Genomic DNA, 22,763 nt, shown 5'->3' on the forward strand with positions numbered 1-22,763 from the left:
CGGCGCTTTTTTTATTTGAATATAGAAACAATCGCGTTCCAGATGGAAACGAAGAAATCAATGACTTTCTGGATAAAGTTCTTGCCTTCATCTGAGTCTAAAAATTTACTAATCTTATCTTTCGCTTTATCAAGCTGGTCACCGACCTGTCCCCAGTCGATATCAACGTTTTTCATCTTATTGAACAAGGATACAAGCTGATCCTTTTGGCTGTCTGTCAGTGTGACGTTTAAATCGGAAGCCGCATCGTCCACTTTTTTCTCAATATCGGCTTTATTGTCAGGCACACCGTTTTTAGCAAACTCTTCTTTTATTTTTGCAATCAGCGCAGCCGCATTTTCGTCACCGATTTTGTCACCAAGCTCTGAGGTCGTCACAAGCTCTTGGTTGGCGACTTGCTTAACGTCTTCAGAAATCGCTTCGTCAGAAGAAACTTCATATGCTTTAATCAAGCCTGTCAAAGCCGCAGTACCGGACACTTCAAACGGAGCGGTAACATAAACCTTCGCGTCCTTAACGCCGGCTGTCATCAAGGCATTGAGGTACATTTCATCCGTAATGCCGCTGATATTATGTGTCTCAACATTTAATCCGGAGCCTTTTTTGGCAATGGTAATAGACGATGATGAAATCGCTCTTGAGCCAATTTGCGCGCTTGGTATATATTTTCCTAAATATTCGTGTTCTTCCTTATTGGTAACGGTCACGGTTGTGGCATTATCAGGGGCATTCATTTCATCAAGCACTTTTTGCTTATCTGATTCTGACAAATTTGCACCAAGTGTCACGATGACATCTCCGACTGCGGCATCCGCGAGACTGACTTTCGGAATCGTCAGCAGCAAAACGGCCGCTGCCAGCATTCCAATCCATATTTTTTTCAAAGCAGTTGACCTCCTTCATTTCACAAGCAGCAGTTAAAGCTGCTTTGCGAGGACCTGAATCATGATGAAAAATACAGTTCCGATAGGTTAGACGGAGATAGAGAGGTTCAGGTTTCATTTTTATTTTGGAGAAAAGCCGGGAGAGTCGTTTTCCCCAAAAAGGTGTGGTATAATAGCCGCGACAAGGAGAGACAAGCCATAATGATGATACATAAATTTCTCCTTTGAAAATTAAAATAAAGAAAGTGGGCATACAATTGAAAACAGGTTACTTTTTATTAGAAGATGGCAACAAAATTGAATTTGAACTTTATCCGGAAGCAGCACCGGGTACAGTTGCAAACTTTGAAAAGCTTGCAAACGAAGGATTTTACGACGGCCTTACATTCCACCGAGTCATTCCAGGCTTCGTCAGCCAAGGCGGATGCCCGCACGGTACTGGAACAGGCGGTCCCGGATACACAATCAAATGTGAAACAGAAGGAAACCCGCACACACATGAAGCAGGCGCACTCTCTATGGCACACGCAGGAAAAGATACTGGCGGCAGCCAATTTTTCATCGTCCATGAGCCGCAGCCTCATTTAAACGGTGTTCACACTGTATTCGGCAAAGTAACAAGCGGTCTAGAATTCGCGAAAAACATGTCTAACGGTGACGTGATGAAAGAAGTTCGCGTAGAAGGCTAATAGGCAGGCAGAAAGCTCCCTCATATCGGGGAGCTTTTTCTTTTCGCTCACAGCCTGATCTGGTTGTGGCAGTTAACAACAGACGTTTTTAAGGTAGAACGAGGAGGCATAGAGAGATTTGATAGGAATCCTATAGCTATGTTTCAAGTCATAAGTGTTCAACCACAATTGTATTCAATCCGACGGAACCAAAACACTGATTTTGATACGTTCAGCGGGCTTATAGAAAATGCACTGACTACGCTGTTCCCTTCAATATGATTCATCGTAATGGGGAAATCATCCCTATCTCTTCTCCTCTTTATACATATTAGAGACCGTATGAAATAGCTTAAACGAACAAGTAAAAAACAAAATGAGATTGTAAGCTAGTCCGCGCTTGTATGGGTGGGGCATTCATACAGTCAGATACACTCATCAGGGAAAATTAAACAAATTTTAAAGTTGACATGCTTCATCCCAAACGGCATTTGTAGTAAAATGAAATAATATCAATGTCATTTTTTTGAAAAGGAGCTGCGTTTGATGAACAACAAAGGCTGTATAAAATGCGGAAGCACTGAAGCTGGCCAAAAAGAAATTGCCACAACTGGAACCGGATTGTCAAAGTTGTTTGATGTGCAGCATAACCGTTTTCTCGTCGTCTACTGTAAGAAATGCGGATATTCGGAGTTTTATAATAAAGAAACTTCAGCTGCCGGCAATATATTGGATTTGTTCTTTGGAGGCTGATTGATTCTTCTCCCGATTTCATTAGGAAATGGGAACAAATTGATTCTGGCAGAAGAATAAATAGATGTGAAAATTTTCTTCAATGGTCCTAATGGGATTTCTTATCGATTCGTGATAACATAAATTGAAGACCGTTGTTTATTGGAGGAACTCAGTTGAAAGCGGAAACCGTTTCTAAGAAAAAATCAATATTTGAATGGGCCAAAGCGATTATTATCGCAGTTGTTCTGGCATTACTCATCCGCAATTTTATTTTTGCGCCGTATGTCGTTGACGGTGAGTCCATGGAGCCTACCCTTCTTGACCATGAAAGGGTATTTGTCAATATGACAGTTAAGTACATAGGCGAGTTTAAGAGAGGGGATATCATCGTGCTAAACGGGGATGATGTCCACTATGTCAAGCGGCTGATCGGCTTGCCCGGAGACACAGTCGAAATGAAAAACGACCAGCTTTATATCAATGGAAAAAAAGTGGCTGAGCCTTATTTGAAGGCAAATAAAAAGCAAGCAAAAGAAGATGGATATGACCATCTAACTGATGATTTCGGCCCGATCAAAGTGCCTGATAACAAGTATTTTGTTATGGGTGATAACCGCCGAAACTCAATGGACAGCCGAAACGGGCTTGGACTCTTTACGAAAAAACAAATTGCGGGTACGTCAAAGTTTGTTTTCTTCCCATTTAACGACATTCGTAAAACCAACTAGGTATTAGCAGTTTCCTGAAAAGGAGCTGCTTTTTTATTCTTTTTCTCATGCATCCCCTAAAACCAGAACATAAATTCGTATATCTATAGAAAAGAAATTTTTGCAGAAATGCGAAACATATTCCCGTTATGCATCGTTATATTAATAATTTACGAGAATTTGCGGTTTTTTATTCATGAAAAAAAGGAATAACTCATATGAATGAATAGATTCATATTGGCTGGAGGTTTTTTAAAATGGGAAGAATAAAAACCAAGATTACCATTCTGTTAGTGCTACTGGTTTTACTTGCAGGGGGGTATATGTACATAAATGATGTTGAACTGAAGGACGTTCCGACAGCGATTGGACAAACCTTGTCCTCCGAAGAAGAAGAGTATACAATCGAGGAATATCAAGTGACAAAAATTGACGGCACAGAATATCATGGAGAAGCAGAAAACGGCACGAAGATCATCTTCAACGGAAAAAAGTTAAATCAAGATTTGTCTGATATAAAAGAAGGCGATAAGATCAAGGCGTACTTCAGCAAATCAAAGCGGATCGACGGTTTAATCAAGGTTGCAAAAGTAAATGATTAAGTGAAAAAACACCTTTCGGAACGATGGGTGTTTTTTTGATTTCTCAAATTGTAAGTTTATTTCATTGCGTACTTAAGAAAGGATCGCTATAATAGCCATTAAGGACAAATGAATAAAGATTGTATCCTTCGGGGCAGGGTGGAAATCCCGACCGGCGGTAGTAAAGCGACATGCGCTTTAGAGCCCGTGACCCGTGTGCATATGTACGCGGTGGATTCAGTTTAAGCTGAAGCCGACAGTGAAAGTCTGGATGGGAGAAGGATGAAGAACCGCTATGCAAAATGTATCAACATGCATAGTGTTATTTCCTATTGCGTAAAATACCTAAAGCCCCGAATTTTTCTTAAATTCGGGGCTTTTTTGACGGTAAATGAATAAAGAAGGGAGGGGAAAACAGATGGAAGAGTATTATATGAAACTGGCGTTGGATCTTGCGAAGCAGGGTGAAGGACAGACCGAATCGAATCCGCTCGTAGGCGCTGTTGTGGTGAAGGACGGACAGATTGTCGGGATGGGCGCCCATTTAAAATACGGTGAAGCTCACGCGGAAGTCCATGCTATTCATATGGCAGGCGCACATGCGAAAGGCGCTGATATTTATGTCACCCTTGAACCGTGCAGCCATTACGGAAAAACACCGCCTTGTGCCGAACTGATTATCAAGTCCGGGATAAAGAGAGTATTTGTCGCAATGAGAGATCCTAACCCGCTTGTGGCCGGACGGGGAATCAGCATGATAGAAGAAGCCGGCATCGAAGTAAAGGAAGGCATTCTGGCAGATCAGGCGGAACAGCTGAATGAAAAATTTCTGCATTTCATGAGGACAGGCCTCCCTTACGTCACATTAAAAGCTGCCGCAAGCCTAGACGGAAAAACAGCGACCAGTACAGGTGACAGCAAATGGATCACATCAGAAGCTGCAAGACAGGATGCTCAGCAATACAGGAAATCACATCAAAGCATTTTGGTCGGAGCAGGCACTGTGAAAGCTGACAATCCAAGCTTAACCTGCAGGCTCCCGAATGTTTCAAAACAGCCGGTCAGGGTGATACTTGATACCGAACTTTCGATTCCCGATGACGCGAATGTGATTTGCGATCAGGCAGCGCCGACTTGGATTTTTACAACAACACGTGCTGATGAGGAGAAGAAAAAACGGTTTTCCGCTTTTGGCGTGAAAATATTTACTCTGGAAACAGATCGTATACCAATTTCCGATGTACTGAAAATCCTTGCGGAAGAAGGCATCATGTCGGTGTATGTGGAAGGCGGATCAGCTGTTCACGGAAGCTTCGTCAAAGCAGGCTGTTTTCAAGAGATCATCTACTATTTTGCCCCTAAATTAATCGGAGGAACGCTTGCTCCCAGCTTAATCTCCGGTGAAGGTTTTCAATCAATGAAAGATGTCCCCTTATTACAATTCACAGATATAACCCAAATTGGCCGTGATATCAGACTGACGGCAAAACCGAAAAACGAGTAGGATGGTGACCATGTTTACAGGGATTATAGAAGAAACAGGCACGATTGAATCCATGAAAAAAGCAGGCCCCTCTATGGCCTTAACAATTAAATGCTCAAAAATATTAGAGGATGTTCATTTGGGCGACAGCATTGCAGTGAATGGCATTTGTCTGACTGTTACTGATTTCACGAAAAGTCACTTCACAGTTGATGTCATGCCTGAAACGGTCAAAGCAACGTCGCTGAACGATTTATCAAAAGGCAGCAAAGTGAACTTGGAAAGAGCCATGGCGGCAAACGGGCGTTTTGGAGGCCATTTCGTTTCAGGTCATGTCGACGGAACCGCAGAAATCACGCGTATTGAAGAAAAAAGCAACGCAGTTTACTATGATTTGAAAATGGATCCGTCATTAACAAAAACGTTGGTTTTAAAGGGATCTATTACCGTGGACGGCGTGAGTTTAACCATCTTCGGGCTGACAGATGATACCGTGACGATTTCTTTAATCCCTCACACCATCAGCGAAACGATTTTTTCAGAAAAAACAATCGGCTCTAAAGTGAATATCGAATGCGATATGATCGGAAAATATATGTATCGATTTTTGCATAAAGCCAATGAAAATAAGAACCAACAAACCATAACAAAAGCCTTCTTAAGCGAAAACGGCTTTTAGAGAGGAAGATTTGCATGTTTCATCCGATAGAAGAGGCATTAGACGCTTTAAAAAAAGGCGAAGTCATCATTGTTGTGGATGATGAAGACAGAGAAAACGAAGGAGACTTTGTGGCTCTTGCGGAGCATGCGACTCCTGAAGTGATTAACTTTATGGCGACGCACGGAAGAGGGCTGATTTGCACGCCTCTCAGTGAGGAAATCGCTGACAGGCTCGATCTTCATCCTATGGTTGAGCACAATACAGATTCCCACCACACTGCTTTTACAGTAAGCATTGACCACCGTAAGACAAAAACGGGAATCAGCGCACAGGAAAGATCATTTACTGTCAAAGCTTTGCTGGACAGCGATTCAGTGCCGGCAGATTTTCAGCGTCCAGGGCACATTTTTCCGCTGATTGCGAAAAAGGGAGGTGTCCTGAAAAGAGCGGGCCATACAGAAGCGGCAGTTGATCTTGCTGAAGCCTGCGGTTCTCAGGGAGCTGGCGTCATTTGTGAAATCATGAATGAAGACGGAACGATGGCAAGGGTACCTGAGCTCATTGAAATTGCGAAAAAGCATCAATTAAAACTGATCACCATTAAGGATTTAATTGAGTACCGCTACAACTTGACAACACTTGTAGAGCGGGAAGTCAATATTACCTTGCCTACTGATTTTGGCACATTTAAGGTGTACGGATACACAAATGAGATCGATGGAAAAGAGCATGTCGCATTTGTGATGGGAGATGTGCCGTTTAATGAAGAACCAGTATTGGTTCGGGTTCATTCAGAGTGTCTCACAGGTGATGTGTTTGGGTCTCATCGCTGTGACTGCGGCCCGCAGCTTCACGCCGCGCTGACGCAAATTGCCGCAGAAGGCCGGGGAGTGCTTTTGTATCTCCGCCAAGAAGGCCGGGGCATCGGTCTGATCAATAAGTTAAAAGCTTATAAGCTTCAGGAAGAAGGGTATGACACCGTAGAAGCTAATGAAGCGCTCGGCTTTTTGCCTGATTTGCGCAATTACGGCATTGGTGCTCAAATTTTACGCGATCTCGGCGTGCGGAATATGAAGCTCTTGACGAATAATCCGCGGAAAATTGCCGGGCTTGAAGGGTATGGTCTTAGCATTACAGAAAGAGTGCCGCTTCAAATGGAGGCCAAAGAGCACAACAAAAAATATTTGCAAACAAAGATGAACAAACTAGGTCATTTACTTCATTTCTAATAACAAAAATCACAAAAAAGGATGGGAATCATATGAATATCATACAAGGAAATTTAGTTGGTACAGGTCTTAAAATCGGAATCGTAGTAGGAAGATTTAATGATTTTATTACAAGCAAGCTCTTGAGCGGGGCAGAAGATGCTTTGCTCAGACACGGCGTGGATACAAACGATATTGATGTGGCTTGGGTTCCGGGCGCATTTGAAATTCCTTTCGCTGCTAAAAAAATGGCGGAAACAAAAAAATATGACGCCGTTATTACACTCGGCACTGTCATCAGAGGCGCGACAACTCATTACGATTACGTCTGCAACGAAGCAGCAAAAGGCATCGCGCAAGCAGCGAACACAACAGGCGTACCTGTGATCTTTGGAATTGTCACTACGGAAAACATTGAGCAGGCCATTGAACGAGCTGGAACAAAAGCAGGCAATAAGGGCGTAGATTGTGCTGTTTCTGCCATAGAAATGGCAAATTTAAACCGTTCATTTGAATAATTTGCTGAAAACAGTTTAAAAATATGGCGAAAATGATATAATGTGAGAAAACGGATCACCTACACTTATCCGTTTGATAGAACTGGACATTAGGATATAGAGGGGTTTTTATGTTAATTCGTTATAAAAAATCGTTTGAAAAGATTGCGATGGGACTTCTTTCATTTATGCCAAATGAAAAAGATCTTAAGCAGCTTCAGCAGACAATTAAGGACTACGAAACGGATACAGACCGCCAGCTCTTTCTTTGGAAAGAGGACGAGGATATCGTCGGAGCAATCGGAGTTGAAAAAAAGGATTCCGAGGTTGAAATCCGGCATATCAGTGTGAATCCTTCTCATCGCCATCAAGGAATCGGAAAACAGATGATGGATGCTTTAAAGCATTTATTCAAAACGCAGGTACTGGTTCCGAATGAATTAACGCAGAGCTTTTTCGAACGCTGTCAAGGTCAGCAGGATCAAGACATTTCATACAATAATTAAGCAGAGGCTGTTATCAGCCTCTGCTTTTTTTTCTTCGTTCAATTTCTTTCTCGCGTTCGCGGATGACATCAGTCCGATCCCGCAAACAATGTTTATGAATTAGAAATCTATCAGTGAGTGTGCTGGGCTGTCCCCACGTGTAAGCTTTTCGCTTGCATTCAATGCGGCATGCTTCCTTCAGCTTCTCATCTTTAATTGGCAGCATGATGCTTTTATAGGAAGATCCCAGTTCAATTTGTTCGTAAACCGACTGCATAAGCTCCAGTAAACGGGTATGATCAAGCCCCAAATCTTCCACCGCTTGTTTTTTCGCTTGAAGAATCCGTATGCTGTTTGCCAGCAATCTTTTGGCCCCGGCTGTATTCTGTCTTCTGTGATGATACAAAGCAACAGCAAGCTGGATAAAGCCGACCCAAAGTATTTTTCGTTTGTTCGGAGGATCTTCCTTCCAATATTCTTCTAGTATTTCATGGCATTCAAAATAATCCCGTGTTGCGTGAAATTCAACGAGATAATCGATATAAGCTTTCGGGTACAAGATGCTTCCTCCTTTTAATCCGCCTTTAGTGTAACACAGGACAGATAAAAGGAAAAAACAGCGCATTGGACCTGCTCATTTTTAGTTCTAGCAAATCCAAGCGGCACCTACGATAATCAGCAGAATAAACAAAACGACAATTAAAGCGAAACCGCCGCTGAAGCACTTTTCTCCCATGAACATTCAGCCTCCTTTGTTGTGGTCTACGCGAGCATCCTATGTACACCTGCCCTTTTTTGTGTAGGCGGATATCTTGTTATTTGAATATTCAGCACAAATCTCTTGAAATACAGAAATGAAATAGTATTGGACGAGAGCTTTTTGGTGGCTTATACTAAAGGGTAGCCAGTTTATCCGGCAATGAGAGTGATACTTGAAAATGGTGAGATGATGGAAGAATATCAAGTAAAAATTGATACGTTTGAAGGCCCATTGGACCTGCTGCTTCATTTAATCAATCGTCTTGAAATTGACATATATGATATACCTGTGGCGAAGATTACTGAACAATATTTATTATATGTACATACGATGCGTGTGCTTGAGCTTGATATCGCCAGCGAGTATTTGGTGATGGCTGCCACGCTGCTTAGTATTAAAAGCAGAATGCTGCTCCCGAAGCAAGAGGAAGAGCTGTTTGAGGATGAATTGCTTGAGGAAGAAGACCCGCGGGAGGAACTGATTGAAAAGCTGATTGAGTATAGAAAATATAAAGACGCGGCGAAGGAATTAAAGGAACGGGAAGAAGAAAGACAAAAATCATTCACGAAACCGCCGAGTGACTTGAGCGAATATGCAAAAGAAGTGAAACAGTCGGAGCAAAAGCTGTCAGTCACAGTCTACGATATGATTGGCGCTTTTCAAAAAGTGCTGAAGCGAAAAAAAATAACAAGGCCGATGGAAACAACAATTACAAGACAGGAAATACCAATCGAAGACAGAATGAATGAAATCGTGCACAGCCTGAAATCAAAAGGGAAAAGAATCAATTTTATGGATCTTTTTTCATATGAGCAAAAAGAACATTTGGTTGTCACCTTCCTGGCGGTTTTAGAACTGATGAAAAATCAGCTGATTTTGATTGAGCAGGAGCAAAATTTTTCAGATATTTACATTATGGGGAGTGAATCCATTCATGGGGCTTGATATCGTGAATTGGAAAGCTATAGTGGAAGCCCTTCTATATGCGGCAGGCGATGAAGGACTGACTAAAAAACAGCTGTTAACAGTGCTTGAAATAGAAGAGCCTGAACTGAACACCATTATGGCGGATGTGGCAGACGATTACCGTCATGATACAAGAGGCATTGAACTAATTGAATATGCAGATACGTACATGCTTTCCACCAAAAAGGACTTTGCGCCGTACTTGAAAAAACTGATCGAAGTACCGTCGAAAGGCCTTTCCCAGGCATCTTTAGAGGTGCTGGCGATTGTTTCATATAAACAGCCGATTACGAGAGCGGAAATTGAAGATATCAGAGGCGTGAAATCAGAAAGAATTTTACACAGCCTTGTCGCCAAGGCGCTGCTGTGTGAAGTCGGACGCGCTGACGGTCCGGGACGGGCCATTTTATACGGCACGACGCCGACTTTTCTTGAGCAATTCGGCTTAAAAACGCTGGACGAGCTTCCGCCGCTGCCTGAAAATGCGGAAGATGACGTTCTTCAAGAAGAAGCGGATTTATTCTTTGAAAACTTTAACCAAACCTTTGAAGACATAAAATAGAGATTTAATGAATCGCGCTTTTTCATCAACATAAGATATAAGGAAGAAGTAGCTATCATGAAAGAAGCAAAATGTGAGAGACAAAGACATGAGGGGAAGATACCAAACGAAATGGGACATTCGATTGTGCGAGTGCAGACTCAAAAAACAGGCGAATTCTTATCAATGGTTGTCAATACCGTTAATGATTATTTAAATCAAACCACACTGGCGTCTATGCAGGCTGAATTGCCTGTTGAAGAGGCATACTGCTGTGATGTGCTGAGCACGCTGAGAAGAATGACAGTATTTTGTGAAGGAGGCGCTGAAGCATGCCGCCGTCTCCTTATGCAAGAGCCATTTCAGGAAACCAGAGCGGAAAAAACACTTTACAATGTGTATCATCAATGCATTGAAGAGTTCTTTATGCCAAAGAAAGACACCTGGTGTGAAAACAGCCGGGCGTCATATACCGGAGTCAGCGCAATTGAGTTCTACCATGCTGTTCCGCAGTCTCTGGAGCAATTATTATTGCCGCTGAGCGCAGCGTTTCTGAAGATGAGGGAAGAACTGGCTCATTACGAAGCGTCCGGATCTAGCATGGCATCAATCAGATAACACTTACTCTCCCTTTACGGGAGAGTTTTTTTATGTTTGCAGGCCAGGACACAATTGTTATTCATAACTGATGGACATGCGCATAAACTTGTACAAACCACCACAAGGACGTGAACAAACATGCGCATTTTTAAAAAAGCTGTATTAATCGTCATCATTTCTTTTCTATTTGCAAATGTAAATGTGAACACAGCACATGCAGCTATAAATGTCAGTGCGAAGAGCGCCATTGTCATTGACGGCACATCAGGAAGAGTGTTATTTGCCAAGGACGAGCATGAAAAAAGGCGGATTGCCAGTATTACAAAGATCATGACCGCTGTTCTCGCCATTGAATCCGGAAAAATGGAAGAAACCGTGACTGTTTCTGCAAATGCGGTCAGAACAGAGGGTTCGGCCATTTATTTAACCGAAGGGCAAAAAGTAAAATTAAAGGATCTTGTGTATGGCCTGATGCTGAGATCCGGGAACGATGCTGCTGTTGCGATTGCTGAGTATGTCGGGGGAAGCCTCGATGGATTTGTCTATATGATGAACCAAAAAGCAGAACAAATCGGTATGGAGAATACCCGTTTTCAAAACCCGCACGGATTGGATGACCATGAAAATCACTATTCAACAGCTTATGACATGGCTGTTTTAACGAAATACGCCATGAAGCTCAAAGACTATCAAACCATCTCCGGCACAAAAATATACAAAGCAGAAACAATGGAAAGCGTATGGAAAAACAAAAATAAATTGCTGACGATGCTGTATCCATACAGCACAGGGGGGAAAACAGGCTATACCAAGCTTGCAAAACGCACACTCGTTTCAACCGCTTCAAAGGACGGCGTAAATCTGATAGCCGTTACCATTAATGACCCCGACGATTGGGATGATCATATGAATATGTTTAACTATGTATTTGATCATTATCAAACATATTTAATCGCAAAAAAAGGAGACATTCCGAAGCTCAAAGGTACATTTTATGAGTCTAAAGCTTTCATCAAACGGGACATCACCTATTTGCTTACCGAAGAAGAAAAAGAAGATGTCAAAATCAACACTACCCTGCTCAAACCGAAAAAAGCCTGGGAAAAGGATGTCTCAAAAATTCCGGATATTGTAGGACACATGAAAGTCATGTTCAACGATGAAACCATCGCAAATGTGCCGATCTATTACGAAAACGAACGAAATCAAAAACCGAAAAAAAAGTTTTTTGAAACGTTTCAATCCATTTTTCTGAATGCGGCTGGCGGGGCAAAATGGTCAATATAATCTGGGTCAGCTTAACTGTGATCGGGCTAGTATTTGCGATGTGCAATGGAACGCTGCAGGATGTAAATGAGGCGGTGTTTAAAGGAGCCAAAGAAGCTGTCACAATCTCATTTGGACTTATGAGCGTGCTTGTTTTTTGGCTGGGTTTAATGAAAATAGCTGAACAGTCAGGACTGCTGGATATTTTCAGCCGTATGTGCAGGCCTTTTATTTCTAAGCTGTTCCCTGACATACCGCCGGATCATCCCGCAATGGGCTACATTTTATCAAATCTCATGGCGAACTTCTTCGGCCTCGGGAACGCGGCCACACCTCTTGGCATTAAAGCAATGGAGCAAATGAAAAAGCTGAATGGAAACCGTTCGGAAGCGAGCCGTTCCATGATCACTTTTTTAGCTGTTAATACTTCGTGCATTACTCTCATCCCGACAACGGTTATCGCCGTGCGAATGGCCTATTCCTCCAAAACGCCGACAGATATCGTCGGACCGAGCATTTTGGCGACTCTTATTTCTGGAATCGGCGCCATTATTATTGACCGGTATTTTTATTACCGCCGTAAAAAGAAGGGGAGGTAAGCCGATGGAAATTATCAACTGGCTGTCTTTAGCCATGATCCCTATTATTATAGCCGGCATTCTTCTTTATGGGACAATCAAAAAGGTGCCGACATATGAATCCTTTGTTGAAGGCGGAAAAGAAGGAATTGAGATCGCATTTTCGATTATCCCCTACTTAGTCGGGATGCTAGTTGCGATTACTGTTTTCAGATCATCAGGGGCGCTTGACTTTTTTATGGATCTATTAAAGCCGGCCTTTTCCGCCATCGGCATACCGGCTGAGGTGGTTCCGCTTGCGCTGATTCGTCCGATCTCCGGTACGGCTGCTCTGGGTATGACCACTGATTTAATTGCAGTGTATGGACCGGACTCCTTTATTGGCAGGCTGGCATCGGTGATGCAGGGATCAACGGATACAACACTTTATGTGCTGACGGTGTATTTCGGAGCTGTCGGCATTAAAAAAATGGGTGATGCGTTAAAGGTGGGACTTCTTGCTGATTTAATCGGTGTAGTTGCATCTATCATCATCGTTACGTTATTATTTGGGAGCGCCTGAAAATGGCGTTTTTTTAGATAAAGCATGCGAAATCTGAAAAAGCTTGTTTGTTCAGGTTGAAAAAAGTAAGATAATACTTGAGGTGAAAGACATGGAAAGACTGCAAAAAGTAATTGCTCACGCCGGAGTTGCATCGCGCAGAAAGGCAGAAGAGCTGATTAAAGAAGGAAAAGTAAAGGTGAACGGCAAAGTAATAACAGAGCTTGGTGTTAAAGTCACCGGTTCTGATCAGATTGAAGTAAACGGCTTGAAGGTCGAACGTGAAGAGCCTGTTTATTTTCTGCTATATAAACCAAGAGGCGTGATCTCCGCAGCGGACGATGACAAAGGGCGCAAAGTCGTGACGGACTTTTTTAGAGAAGTGCCGCAGCGCATCTATCCGGTCGGACGTCTGGATTACGATACAAGCGGTCTTTTGCTTTTAACCAATGACGGCGAGTTTGCCAACAAGCTGATGCACCCTAAATATGAAATAAACAAAACATATGTAGCAAAGGTAAAAGGCATACCGTCTAAAGAGCTGATCAGAAAGCTGGAGCGCGGCATTATGCTGGAGGAAGGCAAAACAGCGCCTGCCAAAGCGAAGCTGCTTTCATTGGATAAGAAAAAACAAACAAGCATTATACAGCTGACCATCCATGAAGGACGGAACAGGCAAGTGCGCCGCATGTTTGAAGCAATCGGACATGAAGTAATCAAGCTGAAGCGGGAAGAATACGCATTTTTAAATCTGAGAGGCTTAAATACGGGAGACGCAAGAGAGCTTACGCCGCACGAAGTCAAAAGACTCCGAGCGCTAGCGGAACACGGTAAAAACGCTTTCTAAGTTTCACATAACCTTCAAAAAGTTAGAAATGTGAAATGATTGTGAAATGATATAATTGAATGGATCTGCAATAGGGGAAGGGGGCAGTGGACAATGAAGAAAAAAAGGCGTTTATTCATTCGGACCGGCATCCTTCTCGTTTTAATCTGCGCGCTGGGCTATACAATATACAATGCTGTATTTGCCGACAAAGAGAGCATATCCGAAGGGTCCGAGGCACCGAATTTTGTCCTTGAAGATACGAATGGGGAACGTATTGAGCTGAGTGACTTAAAAGGAAAAGGTGTTTTTTTGAATTTCTGGGGCACCTGGTGTGAGCCGTGCAAAAAAGAATTTCCTTATATGGCGAACCAATACAAATATTTTAAAGACCAGGGCGTTGAAATTGTCGCGGTAAATGTTGGGGAGTCAAAGATAGCAGTACATAATTTTATGAAATCCTACGGAGTAAATTTTCCGGTTGTCCTGGATACAGATCGTCAGGTGCTTGATGCCTATGGCGTATCTCCGCTTCCGACAACCTTTTTAATCAATCCGGAAGGAAAAGTTGTCAAGGTGGTGACCGGCACTATGACAGAAAGCATGATCCATGACTATATGAATCTGATAAAACCCGGAGCGGCTTCGGGATGAAGCAGGTAAAATGTGAATGCGGACATATCAACCCGGTCGGAACCGTTTTATGTGAATCGTGCGGCAGGGCGCTTCAGGAAACGCAGCCCCCGCTTGCTGATATGAGATACGATGGAAGTGCGAGACGTTCACAAACCTATAACAAAACGTTCATTGATAAAATATGGAACTTCTTTTCTTCGGTTAAGGTCGGAATATGGCTTATCGTCATAACCCTTGCAGCATCAGCATTCGGGACTATTTTTCCTCAAGAAGCCTATTTGCCCCCCGGCGCTCAGGCTGATACATATTATAAAGAACAATACGGCACGTTCGGCCAGCTTTATTATTTACTCGGGTTCCATCATTTATATGGATCTTGGTGGTATTTGCTGCTGATTGCCTCTATCGGCATTTCTCTTGTCATCTGCAGCCTTGACCGCGTGATCCCCCTGTACAGAGCATTGAAAAATCAGGGGGTCAGGAGAAGCCCTGTTTTCTTAAAAAGGCAGCGGCTGTTCAGTGAAACGGAGACCGAGCTCAACCTTGAAGAAAAAGAAAAGATTGTGACTCTCTTAAAGAAAAAGCGTTATAGAATACGAGAACAAGAGGGCAGCATTCTGGCGGAAAAAGGGCGTTTTTCCCGCTGGGGTCCGTATGTCAATCACATAGGACTAATCATTTTCCTGATTGGCGCAATGCTAAGGTTTGTGCCGGGCATGTACGTCGATGAAACGCTCTGGGTCAGAGAAGGCGAAACTGCGGCAATTCCAGGCACAGACGGAAGATATTATTTGAAAAACAATCAATTCAGTGTAGAGACTTATAACAGCGATACAGAAAAAAAGGTGTTCGCTGATGCCATTGACAGAGTCGGAAGCGGAAAGGTCGCGAAAAATTTTCAAACAGACGCGGTTCTCTATAAACGGGAAGGCAAAATTGTCTATGGAGAGAAGCCGAAGCTGAAAAAAATAAAAGAAGAAGATATTCGTGTCAACCAGCCGCTGCGCTTTGATTCGTTTTCTGTTTATCAGGTGGATTATAAAGAGAATCAGCTCGATCAGATGGTGTTTCAGCTGATTGACAAAAAATCAAAAAAATCCTTTGGGAGCTTACAGATCAACCTATTGGATCCAGATTCGGTTTATGATCTTGGCAACGGTTACAAAGTTGAGGTCGCCAGCTACCTTCCTGACTTCTATTTTAATCAGGACGGAGAGCCGAGCACAAAAACAAAAATCCCTAACAATCCGGCGTTTGTCTTTAATATCATAACGCCAGATAAGCCAAAAGGCGAAAAAAGCTTTGTTGTCATTCAAGAAACAATTGAAGGGTCGGGCAGCAATAAGTACAAGTTAAAATTTGACCATGTCGAAACGAAAAACATAACCGGTCTGACAGTCAGAAAAGATCTGACGCTTTGGGTGCTTGCCATCGGCGGAGCCATTTTTATGATTGGCGTCATTCAAGGAATGTACTGGCAGCACCGCAGAATCTGGCTGCATACACAGGAAGGTGCAGTCATGGTTGCCGGCCATACCAATAAAAACTGGTACGGAATGAAGCAGGATTTAAAATTTGTTTTAGCCGATACGGGGCTGACTGAACCAGCAGACCAAAAAGAATTAATGAAAACACAGAAATAGGCGAAAAGGGAGTGGTGTCATGGCGGAGCTGAGCGGAAATTTTCTTTATGCGGCCTTTCTCGTGTATTTAATCGCGGTCCCGATTTTCGGCGGGGCCATACGCGGAAGGAAAAATAAAAAAGACAGGGCAAACCGGTGGGCGACGATCGGGATTACCCTTTCGATTATCGGTTTTCTCTGCCACCTGGGCTATTTTATTACAAGGTGGGCTGCCAGCGGCCATGCGCCTGTCAGCAACATGTTTGAATTTACAACGGCCTTTGGCATGATGCTTGTGCTTGCGTTTATTATCCTTTATTTTATCTATCAATTGCCTTCATTAGGTCTGTTTACATTATCGATCGCTTTATTGCTGATTGCATACGCCAGCATGTTTCCGACGGACATTTCGCCTTTAATTCCGTCATTGCAGAGCAATTGGCTGTATATCCACGTAACTACGGCTGCGCTGGGGCAAGCTATACTCGCCATCAGTTTTGTCGCAGGTGTCATTTTTCTTTTGAAGCATGTTGACCAGACAAAACCAAGTAAAAAAACCTTTTGGCTTGAAGCTATCATGTTTATTATGGTGACGGCAGTTGCCTTTATTGTGATAACATCTGTGTTTCGTTTTGCCGGCTATGAAGCTGAGTTTAACTGGGTGGATAAGAATAAGGAAAAAAGCGTGATGGTCTATGAAATGCCCGCACTTGTAGGTCCGCATGAGGGTGAGCTTACCACCGAGGGGAAAATGCAGCCCATTGCAGAGCTTCCGGCCCTTTTCTCAGGCAGAAAGGTAAACACAGTGATTTGGTCGTTTGGAGCTGGACTCCTATTGTACGGAGCGCTTCGCCTGATCGTCAGAAAAAGAATCAGTGCTTGTTTACATCCTCTGGTGAAAAATGTGAATCTTGATCTGGTGGATGAGGTTGGCTACAGAGCCGTTTCCATCGGTTTTCCGATTTTTACACTCGGCGCGCTGATCTTTGCAATGATTTGGGCTCAGCTCGCTTGGACGAGATTTTGGGGCTGGGACCCGAAGGAAGTATGGGCGCTGATCACGTTTTTGTTTTACGCCGCTTATTTGCATTTAAGGCTGTCAAGAGGGTGGCACGGTGAGAAATCAGCATGGCTGGCCGTAATCGGTTTTGCCATCATTATGTTCAATTTAATATTTGTAAATCTTGTGCTTGCCGGACTTCATTCTTATGCATAGTCCAGAATAAAGCGATACAGTTCTCAACCTTTCTCACGATTTGATAAAATGAAAGTAACAGAAGGAAAGCAGGGGGAAAACGATGGACCAAACCAATGAAACCAAAATATTAGTAGTTGATGACGAAGCCAGAATTCGCCGCCTTTTAAAAATGTATCTTGAACGTGAAAATTATGTGATTGAAGAAGCGGAAAATGGTGATGAAGCCATTGCCAAAGGCCTCGAAACCAATTATGACTTAATTTTGCTTGACCTAATGATGCCTGGCACAGACGGAATTGAGGTCTGCCGCCAAATTCGCGAAAAAAAAGCTACACCAATCATCATGCTGACCGCAAAAGGAGAAGAAGCAAACCGGGTGCAGGGGTTTGAATCGGGAACAGATGATTACATTGTCAAACCGTTTAGTCCGAGAGAAGTTGTGCTGCGGGTAAAAGCGCTTCTGAGAAGGGCATCTCAAAACTCTTATTTCAATGCGAATACGCCGACGAAAAACGTATTGGTGTTTTCTCATCTGTCAATCGATCATGATGCCCATCGGGTAACTGCTGACGGAACTGAAGTGAGCTTAACACCGAAAGAGTATGAGCTCCTTTACTTCTTAGCGAAAACACCTGACAAAGTGTATGATCGGGAAAAGCTTCTCAAGGAAGTGTGGCAGTATGAATTTTTTGGCGATCTGCGTACAGTAGACACACACGTCAAACGTCTCCGGGAAAAGCTCAATAAAGTATCACCGGGAGCTGCCAAAAAAATCGTCACCGTATGGGGCGTCGGTTATAAATTCGAGGTAGGCGCTGAATGAAATTTTGGAAAAGCGTAGTAGGCAAGCTGTGGGCTACGATCCTTTCTCTTGTCCTGATCGTATTATTTATTTTAACAGTGCTTTTACTCGAGTTTATCGAAAATTATCATGTGGAAGAAGCCGAAAATGATTTAACCCAGCTTGCAAATAAAGTCGCAGTCATCTTAGAAAAACACGAGGATCAGGCGCTGGCAAGGTCGATCACCTGGGAGCTTGCTGATAACTTAACAAGCATTGCGATCATACAGGATGAGAAAAAATACTGGTATTCGCCGAACGATAAAAATCGGCTCTCATCTATCACGCTTGAGCAAATACAGCGGGACAAGGATTTACATCAGGCTCTGGACAACCATAAAAAAGTCAGTAAACGTACGGGCCTGAGCGGCAGAGACACGGATAATGAACGCCTGATTGTGGGTGTTCCGTATGAAAAAGACGGAAAAAAAGGCATGGTCTTTTTATCTCAGTCTCTGCTTGCTGTCAAAGACACAACAAAACACACGACCCGTTATATATTCCTTGCCGCAGGCATTGCGATTGTGCTGACCACATTTTTTGCTTTCTTTTTATCAAGCAGGGTCACGTATCCGCTTCGAAAAATGAGAGAGGGCGCACAGGATTTGGCAAAGGGCAAGTTTGACACGAAAATCCCGATTTTAACCCAGGATGAAATCGGTGAGCTGGCAACCGCCTTTAATCAAATGGGTCGGCAGCTTAACTTTCATATCAATGCACTCAACCAAGAAAAAGAACAGCTTTCAAACATATTAAGCAGTATGGCTGACGGAGTGATTACCATCAATATCGACGGCACGATTCTCGTGACAAACCCGCCGGCCGAACGTTTTCTGCAGGCTTGGTATTATGAGCAGAATATGAATATTAAAGAAGGCGACAATCTTCCGCCAGAAGCAAAAGAACTGTTCCAAAATGCTGTCAGCACAGAAAAAGAACAAATGATTGAAATGACGCTGCAGGGCAGATCATGGGTGCTGCTGATGTCGCCGCTGTATGCGGAATCGCATGTCAGAGGCGCGGTTGCCGTTCTTCGAGATATGACCGAAGAACGCCGCCTTGATAAATTGCGCGAAGACTTTATCGCAAATGTCAGCCATGAATTAAGAACGCCGATCTCCATGCTTCAAGGGTATAGTGAAGCCATTGTCGATGACATTGCGAGTTCCGAAGAAGACCGAAAAGAGATTGCTCAAATTATATATGACGAGTCACTGCGAATGGGCCGGCTTGTCAACGATTTGCTTGATTTAGCGCGAATGGAATCAGGGCATACTGGATTGCATTATGAACAAATCAATCTTAATGAATTTATAGAAAAGATCATGCGCAAATTTTCCGGCGTTGCCAAGGAAAAAAATATTTCTTTGCATCAGGACATTTCTCTCACTGAAGAGGAATTAATGTTTGATGAAGATAAGATGGAGCAGGTGTTTACCAATTTAATCGATAACGCGCTGCGTCATACTCAATCAGGCGGCAGTGTCTCCATCTCCGTTCATACGGTTAAGGATGGAATAAAAATAGACGTCAAAGATTCCGGCTCCGGCATACCGGAAGAGGATCTGCCATTTATTTTTGAGCGGTTCTATAAAGCAGATAAAGCACGGACAAGAGGCAGAGCAGGAACCGGACTGGGACTTGCTATTGTCAAAAATATTGTGGAAGCTCACAACGGTACCATTACGGTGCACAGCCGGATGGACAAAGGAACGACGTTTACGTTTTATATTCCGACAAAATGATCAAGTCGAGTCTGAATTTGCCGAAGAATCTTGTTCCATAAGAAACACCCGCTGATCCAAGCGGGTGTTTTTTAAAAGGTTTTTCTTAATAAAATTTAAGGATATGTTAATATAAATTCCCTTCCAAATTCCAGTTTCTCGTAATATAGTTGTAATGTAACTTTTAAGCTATTATTACGACTAAAGGAACGGAGGGGTTTCCTATGGAAGAAACCTTTCAAGCGTTATATAAAACTTACCATCAAGATTTATATCAATTTTTATTTTATATGGTAAAGGATAAAAGCCAGGCTGAAGACCTTCTTCAGGAGGTTTATATCCGTGTATTAAATTCATATCATACGTTTGAAGGAAGAAGCAGTGAAAAAACATGGCTTTTGTCGATTGCACGCCATGTGGCGATAGACTGGTTCCGTAAGCAGCAGACGATCAGACAGCGTGTACTCGGGACATTTGATTGGGATACACAGGATGTCAGAGATCAGCAATTGCTTCCGGACGAACTCGCGGTTCAACATGAAAATGTCCGGGAAATTTATGCTGCGCTCGATCAATGTACGATCGATCAAAGAGCTGTGATTATCTTACGGTTTATTCAGGGATATTCAATACAGGAAACAGCCAATGCTCTGCGCTTCTCGGAAAGCAAAGTGAAAACGACCCAACACAGAGGGCTCAAAGTACTTCGGAAACATATGGAGCTTTTGAGGGAGGAGCTAATGGATGATGAAGTCAGATTGGAACGAAGAACAGATAAAGGAGTTGTTAAGTCAACTGCCGGCAGTTAAAGACCATCGTTCTCCGCAAGACATATATAAGCGGCTTTCGATGGCAAAAAGCAAAAAAAAGTCCGCTGTTAGGTGGATTGGCCCCACATGTGCCACTGCGGTTGCGGTTTATATCGCCTTCTTTATTTCTCCTCATTTCTTTGATCAGGCACAGCCTCAACAAAAAGAAGCGTCCCAAGAAAACGCTATAACGAAAACTGAGACAGCAGACAGCAAAAAAGCTGCATTATCCCTGGATCAGTCATCGTTAGTTGTTCCTGAAAAGGAGCAGAACAACTATACGACTGTAGCAATTGCCGATGCCGAAACATCCACAATTATACCCGTCAGCATTAAAAAAACGAAATCAAACCAAACCATACAGGAGGTGCTGTTTGAAAGTGATCAATTGGATATCCTTGATCACGCCATCACGATTCCCTCCTTCATGGATGAAGTAGAAGTAAAGGAAAACCAAAATCATAAGGAATTAAATATACAAGTCGATCAGCCCATTGAGGCTTTTTCTGTAAAAGACGACGCAATACTAAAAAAATTGCTGAAAGAATCTTTAAAATGGAGTCCTTATGAAAAAATCAAAATTTTTTCATCGGAGCAGAAAAAGGACGGCGCCAGTATTGGCTCAAATGGTACTTTTACTGAAATTCCTATTCCTAAACAGTCGAACAGAGCCTACTCCTTGTACCAAAATGAACAAGGACAAGACTTTCTCGTTCCAACAGAAAGAACATTTAATACTGTAAAAGAAGCTATTAAGGAAATGGAATCGAGCAATCAAACAAATACTGCACCTCTTATTCAAGCGGGTGCCGTCAAATCTGTAACGGAGAAACAGAATCACTTATATATCCATTTCACAAAACACTCGGGGGTTGAGGATTCTATTGCCGGCATCTTAATGCTGGAGGGACTTCTTTTAACAGCAAAGGAGTTTGGCTTTACAGAAGTGACCTTTGCGGAAACGGGAACAAAAAAAATCGGCAGATACGATGTAACAGAAGCTATTCCGGTTCCTGCTGCTCCAAATCCGATTTCCTTACATTAAAAGAGCCTTTTTTCAGGCTCTTTTTTCGTTGCTTTTCATATAATAGAAATTTTCAAAAAAAAGTTGTCCGTGTATAATAAAACAAGGTAAAGATTGAAAGGATTTGAGACGAGTGAACGTGTTAACAATCAAAGGAGTTTCCATCGGTGAAGGGATGCCGAAAATCATCGTTCCGCTGATGGGGAAAACAGAAAAGCAAATTTTAAAAGAAGCAGAAGCTGTGAAATTACTGGATCCGGATATTGTCGAATGGCGAGTCGATGTATTTGAAAAAGCAGACGACAATGAAGCAGTCATAAAGATGATCTCAAAGCTGCGAGAGTCTTTGAGAGACAAGCTGTTTCTATTTACATTCAGATCGCATAAAGAAGGTGGGAGCAAAGAAATGGATGTAAGTTCCTACATCGCTTTGCTGGAAACGGCAATCCGCACAAAAGATATAGACTTTATCGATATTGAATTATTTTCAGGAGAGGCAAACGTTGAAGCGTTAGTATCTTTAGCGGGAGAAAATGGTGTCTATGTGATTATGTCTAATCATGACTTTCAGAAAACACCTGAAAAGGACGAGATCATTTCTCGGCTTCGTAAAATGCAGGAGTTAGGAGCGCATATTCCGAAAATAGCCGTAATGCCGAAGGATGCAGGAGATCTTTTAACCTTGCTTGATGCGACGTATACGATGAAGACAAAATATGCGGACCGTCCAATGATCACAATGTCAATGGCGGGAACGGGATTAGTCAGCAGGCTGAGCGGTGAGATATTTGGATCAGCTTGCACATTCGGCGCAGGAGAAGAGGCTTCAGCACCTGGGCAAATACCTGTATCCGAGCTGAGAAACGTGTTAGAAGTACTGCACAAACATACATAAACAGGAAACCGTTAAAAAGCAGAAAAA

Annotated in this window: 27 protein-coding genes and 1 riboswitch; of the genes, 24 read left to right on the forward strand and 3 right to left on the reverse strand. The window is 42.8% G+C overall.

What is annotated here, in order from left to right:
* Positions 1-11: 11 nt before the first annotated feature.
* Complete coding sequence (locus UJ203_RS03830; protein WP_322008644.1) at positions 12-884, reverse strand: DUF1002 domain-containing protein; 873 nt, start codon at positions 882-884, stop codon at positions 12-14.
* A gap of 257 nt (positions 885-1,141) precedes the next feature.
* Between UJ203_RS03830 and UJ203_RS03835 the strand changes: the two genes are divergently transcribed.
* From UJ203_RS03835 to ribT, 9 genes are all read left to right on the forward strand, one after another.
* Complete coding sequence (locus UJ203_RS03835) at positions 1,142-1,573, forward strand: peptidylprolyl isomerase (protein ID WP_003223931.1); 432 nt, start codon at positions 1,142-1,144, stop codon at positions 1,571-1,573.
* Between the two features lie 525 nt (positions 1,574-2,098).
* Complete coding sequence (locus UJ203_RS03840; protein WP_322008645.1) at positions 2,099-2,305, forward strand: zinc ribbon domain-containing protein; 207 nt, start codon at positions 2,099-2,101, stop codon at positions 2,303-2,305.
* A gap of 155 nt (positions 2,306-2,460) precedes the next feature.
* The gene (gene sipS, locus UJ203_RS03845; protein WP_322008646.1) at positions 2,461-3,015 is read left to right on the forward strand and encodes a signal peptidase I sipS; all 555 of its coding nucleotides are present in this window, start codon (positions 2,461-2,463) and stop codon (positions 3,013-3,015) included.
* Between the two features lie 236 nt (positions 3,016-3,251).
* Positions 3,252-3,596 (forward strand): hypothetical protein, encoded by a 345-nt coding sequence (locus UJ203_RS03850; protein WP_024121915.1) that lies wholly within the window; start codon positions 3,252-3,254, stop codon positions 3,594-3,596.
* A 120-nt stretch (positions 3,597-3,716) separates the two neighbouring features.
* Positions 3,717-3,862: riboswitch (FMN riboswitch) on the forward strand.
* 131 nt (positions 3,863-3,993) lie between these two features.
* Positions 3,994-5,079: a bifunctional diaminohydroxyphosphoribosylaminopyrimidine deaminase/5-amino-6-(5-phosphoribosylamino)uracil reductase RibD gene (gene ribD / locus UJ203_RS03855; RefSeq protein WP_101864469.1), complete on the forward strand. Its 1,086-nt coding sequence runs from the start codon at positions 3,994-3,996 to the stop codon at positions 5,077-5,079.
* A 10-nt stretch (positions 5,080-5,089) separates the two neighbouring features.
* Positions 5,090-5,737 carry a riboflavin synthase subunit alpha gene (gene ribE / locus UJ203_RS03860; protein WP_103671742.1) on the forward strand — a complete coding sequence of 216 codons (648 nt, stop codon included), beginning with the start codon at positions 5,090-5,092 and terminating at the stop codon, positions 5,735-5,737.
* Positions 5,738-5,751: 14 nt separating this feature from the next.
* On the forward strand, positions 5,752-6,948 hold the full coding sequence (locus UJ203_RS03865) for a bifunctional 3,4-dihydroxy-2-butanone-4-phosphate synthase/GTP cyclohydrolase II (protein WP_322008647.1): 1,197 nt from the start codon (positions 5,752-5,754) through the stop codon (positions 6,946-6,948).
* A gap of 32 nt (positions 6,949-6,980) precedes the next feature.
* Complete coding sequence (ribH, locus tag UJ203_RS03870) at positions 6,981-7,445, forward strand: 6,7-dimethyl-8-ribityllumazine synthase (RefSeq protein WP_024121911.1); 465 nt, start codon at positions 6,981-6,983, stop codon at positions 7,443-7,445.
* Between the two features lie 110 nt (positions 7,446-7,555).
* On the forward strand, positions 7,556-7,930 hold the full coding sequence (gene ribT, locus UJ203_RS03875; RefSeq protein ID WP_003223910.1) for a GNAT family N-acetyltransferase RibT: 375 nt from the start codon (positions 7,556-7,558) through the stop codon (positions 7,928-7,930).
* Between the two features lie 13 nt (positions 7,931-7,943).
* Here ribT and UJ203_RS03880 read toward each other — a convergent pair whose 3' ends face one another.
* Both UJ203_RS03880 and UJ203_RS03885 read right to left on the reverse strand, forming a co-directional pair.
* Positions 7,944-8,468, reverse strand: coding sequence for a DUF309 domain-containing protein (locus UJ203_RS03880; RefSeq protein ID WP_105954918.1), 525 nt, complete (start codon positions 8,466-8,468; stop codon positions 7,944-7,946).
* 87 nt (positions 8,469-8,555) lie between these two features.
* Positions 8,556-8,645, reverse strand: coding sequence for a YjcZ family sporulation protein (locus UJ203_RS03885; RefSeq protein ID WP_024121909.1), 90 nt, complete (start codon positions 8,643-8,645; stop codon positions 8,556-8,558).
* Between the two features lie 213 nt (positions 8,646-8,858).
* Here UJ203_RS03885 and scpA point away from each other — a divergent pair, with 213 nt between their 5' ends.
* The 15 genes from scpA (at position 8,859) to aroD (ending at position 22,736) form a co-directional block, all read left to right on the forward strand.
* On the forward strand, positions 8,859-9,614 hold the full coding sequence (scpA, locus tag UJ203_RS03890) for a segregation/condensation protein A (RefSeq protein WP_024121908.1): 756 nt from the start codon (positions 8,859-8,861) through the stop codon (positions 9,612-9,614).
* Positions 9,604-10,197 (forward strand): SMC-Scp complex subunit ScpB, encoded by a 594-nt coding sequence (gene scpB, locus UJ203_RS03895; RefSeq protein ID WP_044154877.1) that lies wholly within the window; start codon positions 9,604-9,606, stop codon positions 10,195-10,197. The genes scpA and scpB overlap by 11 nt, the downstream gene beginning before the upstream one ends.
* A 57-nt stretch (positions 10,198-10,254) precedes the next feature.
* The gene (locus UJ203_RS03900) at positions 10,255-10,794 is read left to right on the forward strand and encodes a YpuI family protein (RefSeq protein ID WP_038954213.1); all 540 of its coding nucleotides are present in this window, start codon (positions 10,255-10,257) and stop codon (positions 10,792-10,794) included.
* Between the two features lie 120 nt (positions 10,795-10,914).
* Complete coding sequence (locus UJ203_RS03905) at positions 10,915-12,063, forward strand: D-alanyl-D-alanine carboxypeptidase family protein (RefSeq protein ID WP_322008648.1); 1,149 nt, start codon at positions 10,915-10,917, stop codon at positions 12,061-12,063.
* Entirely contained in the window at positions 12,051-12,641 is a 591-nt protein-coding gene (gene spmA, locus UJ203_RS03910; RefSeq protein WP_024121904.1) for a spore maturation protein SpmA, read from the forward strand. The genes UJ203_RS03905 and spmA overlap by 13 nt, the downstream gene beginning before the upstream one ends.
* Positions 12,642-12,645: 4 nt before the next feature.
* Positions 12,646-13,182, forward strand: coding sequence for a spore maturation protein SpmB (gene spmB, locus UJ203_RS03915; protein ID WP_010334782.1), 537 nt, complete (start codon positions 12,646-12,648; stop codon positions 13,180-13,182).
* A 91-nt stretch (positions 13,183-13,273) separates the two neighbouring features.
* Positions 13,274-14,008 (forward strand): 23S rRNA pseudouridine(2605) synthase RluB, encoded by a 735-nt coding sequence (gene rluB / locus UJ203_RS03920; RefSeq protein WP_024121903.1) that lies wholly within the window; start codon positions 13,274-13,276, stop codon positions 14,006-14,008.
* A 93-nt stretch (positions 14,009-14,101) separates the two neighbouring features.
* Positions 14,102-14,641, forward strand: a complete 540-nt coding sequence (gene resA / locus UJ203_RS03925) for a thiol-disulfide oxidoreductase ResA (protein WP_103671745.1) — start codon at positions 14,102-14,104, stop codon at positions 14,639-14,641.
* Positions 14,638-16,266, forward strand: a complete 1,629-nt coding sequence (gene resB / locus UJ203_RS03930; protein WP_322008649.1) for a cytochrome c biogenesis protein ResB — start codon at positions 14,638-14,640, stop codon at positions 16,264-16,266. The genes resA and resB overlap by 4 nt, the downstream gene beginning before the upstream one ends.
* Positions 16,267-16,285: 19 nt before the next feature.
* On the forward strand, positions 16,286-17,461 hold the full coding sequence (gene ccsB, locus UJ203_RS03935; RefSeq protein ID WP_105954922.1) for a c-type cytochrome biogenesis protein CcsB: 1,176 nt from the start codon (positions 16,286-16,288) through the stop codon (positions 17,459-17,461).
* Between the two features lie 82 nt (positions 17,462-17,543).
* Complete coding sequence (resD, locus tag UJ203_RS03940) at positions 17,544-18,266, forward strand: DNA-binding response regulator ResD (RefSeq protein ID WP_010334777.1); 723 nt, start codon at positions 17,544-17,546, stop codon at positions 18,264-18,266.
* Complete coding sequence (gene resE / locus UJ203_RS03945) at positions 18,263-20,029, forward strand: sensor histidine kinase ResE (protein WP_322008650.1); 1,767 nt, start codon at positions 18,263-18,265, stop codon at positions 20,027-20,029. The genes resD and resE overlap by 4 nt, the downstream gene beginning before the upstream one ends.
* 203 nt (positions 20,030-20,232) lie before the next feature.
* Positions 20,233-20,817, forward strand: a complete 585-nt coding sequence (sigX, locus tag UJ203_RS03950; RefSeq protein WP_024121898.1) for an RNA polymerase sigma factor SigX — start codon at positions 20,233-20,235, stop codon at positions 20,815-20,817.
* Positions 20,753-21,862, forward strand: a complete 1,110-nt coding sequence (locus UJ203_RS03955; RefSeq protein ID WP_322008651.1) for a sigma-X negative effector — start codon at positions 20,753-20,755, stop codon at positions 21,860-21,862. Before sigX ends, UJ203_RS03955 begins: the two co-directional genes overlap by 65 nt.
* A gap of 112 nt (positions 21,863-21,974) precedes the next feature.
* The gene (gene aroD, locus UJ203_RS03960; RefSeq protein WP_105954926.1) at positions 21,975-22,736 is read left to right on the forward strand and encodes a type I 3-dehydroquinate dehydratase; all 762 of its coding nucleotides are present in this window, start codon (positions 21,975-21,977) and stop codon (positions 22,734-22,736) included.
* Positions 22,737-22,763 lie beyond the last annotated feature (27 nt).

The sequence above is a fragment of the Bacillus sp. V26 genome (assembly GCF_034296245.1).
GTDB lineage: Bacteria > Bacillota > Bacilli > Bacillales > Bacillaceae > Bacillus > Bacillus halotolerans.